The 8,438-nt window shown below is 60.4% G+C and carries 8 protein-coding genes and 1 pseudogene; 7 read left to right on the top strand and 2 right to left on the bottom strand.

The window, feature by feature from the left end:
- Positions 1–161: 161 nt before the first annotated feature.
- The 5 genes from VJV58_RS21170 to VJV58_RS21150 all read left to right on the top strand — a co-directional run bounded on the left by VJV58_RS21170 (position 162) and on the right by VJV58_RS21150 (position 5,603).
- Complete coding sequence (locus VJV58_RS21170; protein ID WP_324139318.1) at positions 162–1,037, top strand: dihydrodipicolinate synthase family protein; 876 nt, start codon at positions 162–164, stop codon at positions 1,035–1,037.
- 76 nt (positions 1,038–1,113) lie between these two features.
- Complete coding sequence (locus tag VJV58_RS21165; RefSeq protein ID WP_324139317.1) at positions 1,114–3,447, top strand: xanthine dehydrogenase family protein molybdopterin-binding subunit; 2,334 nt, start codon at positions 1,114–1,116, stop codon at positions 3,445–3,447.
- A gap of 141 nt (positions 3,448–3,588) precedes the next feature.
- Positions 3,589–4,197 carry a LemA family protein gene (locus tag VJV58_RS21160; RefSeq protein WP_324139316.1) on the top strand — a complete coding sequence of 203 codons (609 nt, stop codon included), beginning with the start codon at positions 3,589–3,591 and terminating at the stop codon, positions 4,195–4,197.
- 24 nt (positions 4,198–4,221) lie between these two features.
- Positions 4,222–5,088: a YgcG family protein gene (locus VJV58_RS21155; RefSeq protein WP_324139315.1), complete on the top strand. Its 867-nt coding sequence runs from the start codon at positions 4,222–4,224 to the stop codon at positions 5,086–5,088.
- A 17-nt stretch (positions 5,089–5,105) separates the two neighbouring features.
- Positions 5,106–5,603: a TPM domain-containing protein gene (locus VJV58_RS21150; RefSeq protein ID WP_324139314.1), complete on the top strand. Its 498-nt coding sequence runs from the start codon at positions 5,106–5,108 to the stop codon at positions 5,601–5,603.
- A gap of 34 nt (positions 5,604–5,637) precedes the next feature.
- Here the strand turns inward: VJV58_RS21150 and VJV58_RS21145 are convergent, their stop codons facing one another.
- Both VJV58_RS21145 and VJV58_RS21140 read right to left on the bottom strand, forming a co-directional pair.
- A complete protein-coding gene (locus VJV58_RS21145) occupies positions 5,638–6,450 on the bottom strand; it encodes an MBL fold metallo-hydrolase (protein WP_324139313.1) in 813 nt (270 codons plus the stop codon).
- Positions 6,447–6,818 carry a cyclic nucleotide-binding domain-containing protein gene (locus tag VJV58_RS21140; protein ID WP_324139312.1) on the bottom strand — a complete coding sequence of 124 codons (372 nt, stop codon included), beginning with the start codon at positions 6,816–6,818 and terminating at the stop codon, positions 6,447–6,449. Before VJV58_RS21140 ends, VJV58_RS21145 begins: the two co-directional genes overlap by 4 nt.
- 259 nt (positions 6,819–7,077) lie before the next feature.
- On the opposite strand from VJV58_RS21140, the gene VJV58_RS21135 reads away from it, so the two are divergent.
- Together VJV58_RS21135 and VJV58_RS21130 are read left to right on the top strand one after the other, a co-directional pair.
- Positions 7,078–7,998 (top strand): hypothetical protein, encoded by a 921-nt coding sequence (locus VJV58_RS21135; RefSeq protein WP_324139311.1) that lies wholly within the window; start codon positions 7,078–7,080, stop codon positions 7,996–7,998.
- Positions 7,999–8,151: 153 nt separating this feature from the next.
- Positions 8,152–8,438 (top strand): annotated as a pseudogene (locus tag VJV58_RS21130) (hypothetical protein); the annotation flags it as partial.

Below are 8,438 nucleotides of genomic sequence, written 5' to 3'. Positions count from 1 at the left end.
TTGTGGCGCAACCAAGGCACGATCGGCATGGCCATTTGACACGCGCGCTACGCGATGATGGCTCAATGCTCAGACTCTGTGTGGTGCCTGTGAGCGCTGACCGCTCGCGTCGGTTGGCTCCAATTTGCCGGTGTGCCGACGAACGCTTAAGCTTGGCCGTCATGACAGACTTCCACGGCGTCTTCCCCTATCTCGTTTCACCCATTGATGCGTCAGGTCAGGTCCGCACCGAAGTGCTGTCCCGCCTATGTGACGATCTTATCGGATCGGGCGTGCATGGCCTGACCCCGCTGGGCTCAACCGGCGAATTCGCTTATCTCAGCAACTCACAACGCGCGACCGTGGTGCAGGTCACATTAGAGGCGGCCAATGGTCGCGTGCCGGTGGTCGCAGGTGTCGCCTCGACGTCGACATCGGACGCAGTGGCTCAGGCGAAGGCTTACGAAAAACTTGGAGCAAGCGGCATTCTCGCGATCCTCGAGGCGTATTTTCCGCTGCAGCATGTGCAGGTGGAAAGTTATTTTCGCGCGATCGCCGATGCCGTCGATATTCCCGTCGTGATCTATACCAACCCAAATTTTCAACGCGCCGATTTGACGCTCGAGGTTATTGCCAGCCTCGCTGCTCATCCACGCATCGATTACATCAAGGATGCCTCCACCAACACGGGGCGGCTGCTGTCGATCATGAACCGGTGTGGAGACAGCATCAAAGTTTTCTCGGCATCCGCCCACATTCCTGCCGCGGTGATGCTGATCGGAGGGGTGGGCTGGATGGCGGGTCCGGCCTGTCTGATCCCGCGCCAGAGCGTCGAGCTTTATGATCTTTGCGTCGCGGCACGCTGGCAAGACGCGCTGGCCCTACAGCGCAAGTTGTGGCGGCTGAACGAAGTGTTTGCGCACTATAATCTTGCGGCCTGCATCAAGGCCGGGCTGGCGATCCAGGGCTACGATGTCGGCGATCCCATCGCGCCGCAGGCCCCATTGGCGGCCGATGAGCGCAAGCTAGTCGAAACGGTGTTGCGGGATATCGACTGAGCGATTCGCACTTACGTTGACGATCCGCTACAACCCCGCCCAATCCCAACGACAAGACGCTTGAAGGACAAACTGAATGAATATTCTTCCCGGCAACATGCGTTTCGGCGCGGGCCAGCCCGTCAAGCGCCTCGAAGACCAGCGACTTCTCACCGGGAAGGGGCAGTTCATCGACGATAAGCCGGAAGACGGCGCGCTATGGCTCCATGTGCTCCGTTCGCCCCATGCTCACGCGAAAATCATTTCGATCGACGTTGAGTCTGCCAAGGCGCAGCCGGGCGTTGAAGCGGTGTATACCGGTGCGGACCTGGTCGCCGATGACATTGGCACGATCCCGACGCTCTCGGTCTTCATGCGACCCGATGGAAAGGCGATGACGGTGCCGCCCCGCCGGTTATTGGCTCATGAAGTCGTGCGCTACGCCGGCGAGCCCGTTGCAGCGGTGGTAGCGAGATCGCGAGTTGAAGCGCAAACCGCGGCTGAGGCGATCTCGATCGAATACGAGATACTGCCCGCGGTGGTCGACCCCATCGAGGCGACCAGGCCGGGCGCGCCGGCGGTATGGGCTGAAGCTCCCGATAACATCGTTGCGGCGATGAGCTACGGCGACGCCGCCGCGGTCGAGGCCGCCTTCGCCAAGGCTGCGCATCTGGTGTCGCTCGATCTCGTCAGCCAACGGCTGGTCCCCTCGGCGATGGAGCCGCGCTCGACCATTGCGGAGGTTGAGAAAAAAACCGGGCGACTCATTTTGCATGTGCAGTCCCAGACCCCGGGATCGACCCGCGACGTACTTGCGGAGGCCGTGCTGAAGCGGCCGAAGGAAAGCGTGCGCGTTCTGGTCGGTGATATCGGCGGTGGCTTCGGACAGAAGACCAACCTCTATCCGGAAGATGGCATGGTGGCTTATGCCGCCATCAAGCTGAATCGAAAAGTGCGCTGGCGCGGTGACCGCACCGACGAATTTGTCGGCGGCACCCATGGGCGCGATCTCACCTCGACAGGGGAATTCGCGCTCGACGCCAAGGGCCGTGTGCTGGCGTATCGCGTGCGTTCGGTCGGCGGCACCGGCGCGTATCTCACGGGCGCCGGTAGCATCATTCCGCTGGTGCTGGGGCCGTTCGTCCAGTCGGGCGTGTACGATCTGCCGCTCGTGCATTACGAGGTAAAGGCGGTGATGACCAACACCGCACCAGTCGGCGCGTATCGCGGCGCCGGCCGGCCGGAAGGCGTATTTATCGTCGAGCGGCTGATGGACGCCGCTGCTCGACAAATGGGGATGGATCCTCGCACGATCCGCAAGGTCAACTACATCAAGCCGGCGCAGCTGCCCTATACCAATCCGGTCGGTCAGGTCTATGACTCCGGGGCGTTCGCGCACATGCTGGAGCGAGCTTCCAAGCTGGCCGACTGGGATGGCTTCGCCGCCCGCAAAAGAGCCGCGAAGAAGAAGGGCCTGCTTTATGGCCGCGGCTTGACCAGCTACATCGAATGGACCGGTGGCCGCGCGCACACTGAAAAGGTAAGCCTGCACGCCACCGCCGAAGGGCGCATCGTGCTGCATTCCGGCACGATGGCGATGGGACAGGGCTTGCAGACGACCTACACGCAGATGGTGTCAGAATCGCTCGGCATCCCCATGGACAAGATCGAAATCGTGCAGGGCGACACTGATTTGGCCACTGGATTCGGCAGCGTCGGCTCACGCTCGCTGTTTGTCGGCGGCACGGCGCTTGCGGTCTCGGCAAATGACTTAATCGCGAAAGCGCGCGAGAAAGCGGCCAATGCGCTGGAGGCTTCCGTCGAAGATATCGAATATCACGACGGCATGCTTTCCGTGGTCGGGACCGACAGGCGGATTGGACTGTTCGAAATTGCAAAAAACGAACCCGGCGCGCGGCTCAGTGTTGATAGCGAGGGCGAGGTCGATGGGCCGAGCTGGCCCAACGGCACCCATATCTGCGAGATCGAGATCGATCCGGAGACCGGCGTTAGCCGCGTCGTTCGCTACACGACCGTTGATGATGTCGGCATCGCAGTCAATCCGATGCTGGTGACCGGACAAGTTCACGGAGGCGTCGCGCAGGGTATCGGTCAGGCGTTGTACGAGGGCGTTGCTTACGATCCTGAAGGTCAATTGCTGACCGCGAGTTATCAGGACTATTGCCTACCGCGTGCCGACGATATTCCACTGATCGAAGTCACGCTGGACGAGTCCGCGCCCTGTCGCACCAATCCATTGGGTGCGAAAGGCTGCGGAGAATCCGGCGCGATCGGCGGGCCGCCCTGTATTGCCAATGGCGTCATGGATGCGCTCGGCGAGTTCGGCATCAAGACGCTCCATACGCCGCTGACGCCAATGAAGGTTTGGCAGGCGATCAGAGATGCCAAAGCGGCGGCGGCTGCGACTTGAGGCCTCCTCGACATTCCAACCCTAAGTGCGCACGCTTCGGGTTGAGTATTTTGCAAATGAGCGTCCGGCTGACCTGTCCAAGATAGCTTACCGGGCCGGCTGGTTTTGATACTTTGCGGCGATACTAACGGGAGATTTCGAATGCGCAGATTTTGGACGGTGCTGGCCGCATTGGCCACTTTGAGCCTGACTAATTGCGGCTACAACGTCATCCAGACCAATGACGAGCAGGTTAAGTCGGCATGGTCCGAAGTGCTGAACCAGTACCAGCGCCGCGCTGACCTCGTGCCCAACCTCGTCAATTCGGTGAAAGGGTTTGCGCAGCAGGAAAAGGATGTGCTGCTGGGCGTCACCAATGCGCGCGCCAAGGTCGGCAGCATACAGGCGACACCAGAGCTCATCAACGATCCCGGTGCATTCGCAAAATTCCAGGCCGCGCAAAGCGAATTGACCAGCGCGCTCTCCAGGCTTTTGGTGGTGACGGAGAACTATCCTCAGCTCAAGTCGGACGCGCTGTTTCGTGACCTGATGTCGCAATTGGAGGGCACCGAAAACCGCATCACGGTTGCGCGCAATCGCTACATCAAGGCGGTGCAGGATTACAACGTCACCATCCGCTCATTCCCGACCAACCTTACGGCAATGGCATTCGGGTACAACGAGAAGGCCAACTTCACGGTTGCCAACGAAAAGGAAATCTCGAGCGCGCCAAAGGTGGACTTCAATCCAGCGCCCGCGCCCGCAAAATAGCCCGGCAACCAGATCGGCTACCCGATGAACGCGGCAAGAGCCGGCATTGTTGCGCTGCTGCTGTGCTGGGCTTTCGCCGCCCTGGCCGACGTCGCTGTGCCGCCATTGACGGATCGGGTGGTCGATCAGACCGGGACATTGTCCTCAGGCGATATCGCATCGCTTACGCAAGCGCTCAAAAACCTTGAAACGCGCAAGGGCAGTCAGGTCGCGGTCCTGATGGTGCCGACCACGCAGCCAGAAAGCATCGAGCAATATTCGATCCGGGTTGCGGAAGCATGGAAGATCGGGCGCAAAAAGATCGATGACGGCGCTTTGCTCGTTATCGCCAAAGACGACCGCAAGCTTCGCATCGAGGTCGGCTACGGCCTTGAAGGAGCGCTGAATGACGTTACCGCCAAGCGAATCATCGACGAGGTTATCACCCCCAAATTCAGGAATGGGGATTTCGCCGGCGGAATTTCAGCAGGCGTGGATAGGATCATCCGCGTGATCGATGGCGAGCGATTGCCTGCGCCGGCGCCAACTTCGGATTGGTCGGGCAATTTTGATGCAGTGAATCCGTTCGTCCTGTTTGCGATCCTGATCGGCGGCGCGATCCTTCGCACCGCGCTCGGCAGGCTGATCGGCGCGATCGCGGCAGGCGGCATTGTCGGCGCGCTAGCCTGGTTTATCGCGGGATCGCTGGCGGCCTCCATTGTCGCAGGCCTGATCGCCTTTATCTTCACGATGTTCGGCAGCGGCATTGTATCGGCGGGACCTGGGACCTATTCCGGAAGCGGCGGTTGGAGCGGCGGCGGATCTAGTGGCGGGTCTAGTGGCGGGTCTAGCGGTGGGTTCAGCGGCGGTGGCGGCAGTTTTGGCGGCGGCGGCGCGTCCGGTAGCTGGTAGATTGAAGTGAAAGAGACATGGGCATCAAGCGGATCGGCAAGCATCTGATTGAGCATCGGTGGCGGGTTCGGCGGATTTTCCCGCCGAGCGTACTGGCGGCGATCGAGCGGACGATCAAGGCCACCGAGGCCACGCATTCCGGCCAGGTCCGATTCGTGGTCGAAGGTGCGCTGGATGGTGCGCCGCTGTTTCGCGATCAATCCGCGCGCGAGCGGGCGCTGGATGTCTTCTCACACCTTCGGATCTGGGACACAGCGCATAATAACGGCGTGCTGATCTATTTGTTGCTCGCCGATCGCGACGTCGAGATCGTGGCCGATCGCGGCATTGACGCGAAGGTCGGCACCGCCAGCTGGGAAAAAATATGCAAGGCGATGGAAACCGATTTCCGAGCGGGCGATTTCGAAGGCGGCGTCATCCGGGGCATCGAGGCGGTCTCGAAGCAGCTGGCGGTTCATTTTCCAAGCCAAGGTGGCGGCAAGAACGAATTACCGGACGCTCCAGTGGTGATCTAGCGTGATCATCGCGTTGTCACATCGAAACGGGACGTCAGCTATCGTCAAGTTTGTTGAGGTCGCGCACCGATTGCATGATCGGCTCAAAATTGGACCGCGCATCGAGCGCATCGAATAACTGTGCGGTGTCCGACAACAGGCCATGAGACCTTTGGATCGCGATCCTGACATCTTCCTGCGGTGTGTCGGACAGCCGGCCGTGCCCTGATAGCAGTATCCTGGAATTCAAGCCCTTTAGCCGTTGAAGCGACTGAATGTAGTCGGCGATGCTGCCCGATCCGAATATCCCGCCCATGACACCGCCGGCCATCAAGGTATCGGCGGCGAAAAGAAGCCCCTGTTCCGGATCGAACAGGCTGATGCATGCCGAAGTGTGACCAGGCGTGTACATCACGTCGAGGCGGAAGTTCCCAAGATCGATCAGGTTTCCTTCTTCAAGCCAGAGATCGATGTTGATCGCCACCGCCGGTTCATTGAACATCTTGCGCAGCATCGAGAAATCGTCGCGCAGCATGATCTTGTTGGCGGCAAGGCGATGCGCGGCAATCATGGTGTGGCCGCCGAAATGATACGCTGCGCCGATGTGGTCGAGATGTTCGTGGCTGAGGACCACCATGTCGATCTTGTCGGGCGGGCAATCGACATGATGCAGGCATTCCAGCAGATGCGGAAAATTCGAGGAGAGCCCGACGTCGATCATGATGGTTCGAGACTTGCCCCGCACCAGATAGGCATTGGCGGCGCGGTTCTTGAACCGAATCTGATAGACGTTCTCGGCTGCCTGGATCAGCGAGCACACGTCGTTGTTCAGGAGTACCGGAAATGCACTCGGCCTGCGATCGCTCATGGATTGGCCGGTCTGAAGGTTACTGCATTGGAGGCTCGCAAGCGTTTGCTGAGGCCATCCATGATCATCAGCGCAAAGGCCGGTTGCTGACTGACCAGATACACGAAGCGGGCATGGTTGATCCGCATCACGCGGGTATTCGGCGCCGATGCTATTGCGCTTGCCGAACGCGAAGAGCCGTCGATCACGGCCATCTCGCCGAAGAACTCGCCCTTGCCGAGGCGGACGATGATGGTCTTGGTATCGCCATGGATCTTCGCGATGTCGACCTTACCGTCGAGAACCACGAACAGCTCGCGCCCGATCGACCCTTCCTCGAAAATGACATCATCGATGCCAAATTCGGCAATGCATTTTTCGATGGCCATGGTCCCCCGCCTTTCAGGCTGGTATTTGCCCGCCAATGTTAGCCGCGAATTCCGGTGACGCAAACGATGCGAAAGTCGTGCGGGCGAAGGATGTGCTGCACTGCACGGCAGTTTGGTCGAGCGAAGCGAGGACTGCGGCTGGCGAAGCAGGTGGGCCGGTCCGGATGAATTCCTAAAATTTCGGTAAGACGGCCATCGGTAACGATTTGGCAAGCAATGAAGGTTACCAAATGGTCAACCTGCACTGGAGATTTGGAACGTGAGCGAGCAAGACGCAGCGCTGACCAGCAGCGAATCCAGTTCCATTGGTATCGTTTATCCCTCTTCGCCGGATGAACAGATTGAACTCATGGCAGCTGCCCCAGAGGCTGCGCCCGAAGCAGATGCGATGACCGAGAGGCCGGCGGCGGAAGCCTCCGGGACCGAGAATCTAAGTGTAGAGGCCACGCCCGACGCGCCCGCCTTCCCCGGCAGAATCATAGTGATGTCCGATAGCGAGAACAACGACGCCGGAGTTGGCAGCCAGCCCAGGATAGACGGGCCGGACCAGAGCTTACTCGGCAAGCGCCGGCTTTCCGGGCTCGCCGCGGTGGTGGCGTTGGCGGCGCTGACCGGTGCGCTCGGCGGCGCGCTCGCGACCGCGGCTCTTTCGCATGTTGCTGGTGGCGAGCCGGCAGGGAACGAGAATGCGGCGCTGGAAGCCTCTGTCGCGCGGATCGAGGCAGACATCCTGGCGCTGGCATCGAACGTCGAACACACGTCCAAAGCCGGCATCGCCCAGTTCAACAAGGCAAGCGAGCGGCTGGACAAGCTCGAGAAGGCGCAAGGTGAACCGGGGGCCAAGCTCGCCAAGCTCAATGAGACGATTGAGAAGCCCCGCATCATGCCACCCACGCCCGCTGCTACGCCGATCGCGGCTGCGAAGCCGGAGGTCACGGGCTCCATTGGGCCTGCCAAGACGACGGTTCCAGCGAAGCTCGAAGTTGCGAAATTGCCGACGCTAGACCGCTGGCATCTGCGTGACGTCGCCCAGGGCGGCGCGCTTATCGAAGGGCGCGGCGGATATTATGTGGTCTATGCCGGCGATGAGGTGCCTGGCCTCGGCCGAGTCGACGCTATCAGGCGGCAGGATGGCCACTGGGTCGTCGTCACCAGCAAAGGCCTGGTTGTCGCGCGCTAGGTTCCGATCGCTTCACCCCAACTTGAAGCGATTGCCGGCCTGAACTTTGGACTCAGCAGGACAATCGCATTGCTGTTCGGCTATCTTCCTGAAAGCCGAATGCAGCCTCAAACAGTCCCGGAATGGGGCCTTGCATGCGGTGTTTGTCAGTTCATGGACCGCGTGCGATTTTTGCTCACATTCCTGGTTTTACTCGCCGGCGTTCTCTCTGCAAATACTGCGCAGGGCGCCGCGGCGCTCGAGCGCGGTGTCGCGATTCTCGACCCGGCAGCGCTGCGCGAACTCGATCGTGGCAGGTTTGCGCTCGGACGCGTGATATTGCCGCCGAGATCGACCGACGCGCCGCTCACGAATGATCGGTTGTTCGCGTTGCCATCGATGGTGCCGGTTCGCAAAGCGCTCGATGTGGAATTCGGAAAGTACATCGAAAGTCACAAGAC

Source organism: Bradyrhizobium sp. (assembly GCF_035273305.1).
Taxonomy (GTDB): domain Bacteria; phylum Pseudomonadota; class Alphaproteobacteria; order Rhizobiales; family Xanthobacteraceae; genus Bradyrhizobium.
This window is presented reverse-complemented; position numbering and strand designations above follow the sequence as displayed.

Coding starts and splice junctions, on each gene's coding strand:
- VJV58_RS21160 (WP_324139316.1), top strand. CDS start 3,589: ATGCGCAGATTTTGGACGGTGCTGGCCGCATTGGCCACTTTGAGCCTG.
- VJV58_RS21155 (WP_324139315.1), top strand. CDS start 4,222: ATGAACGCGGCAAGAGCCGGCATTGTTGCGCTGCTGCTGTGCTGGGCT.
- VJV58_RS21165 (WP_324139317.1), top strand. CDS start 1,114: ATGAATATTCTTCCCGGCAACATGCGTTTCGGCGCGGGCCAGCCCGTC.
- VJV58_RS21140 (WP_324139312.1), bottom strand. CDS start 6,818: ATGGCCATCGAAAAATGCATTGCCGAATTTGGCATCGATGATGTCATT.
- VJV58_RS21150 (WP_324139314.1), top strand. CDS start 5,106: ATGGGCATCAAGCGGATCGGCAAGCATCTGATTGAGCATCGGTGGCGG.
- VJV58_RS21170 (WP_324139318.1), top strand. CDS start 162: ATGACAGACTTCCACGGCGTCTTCCCCTATCTCGTTTCACCCATTGAT.
- VJV58_RS21145 (WP_324139313.1), bottom strand. CDS start 6,450: ATGAGCGATCGCAGGCCGAGTGCATTTCCGGTACTCCTGAACAACGAC.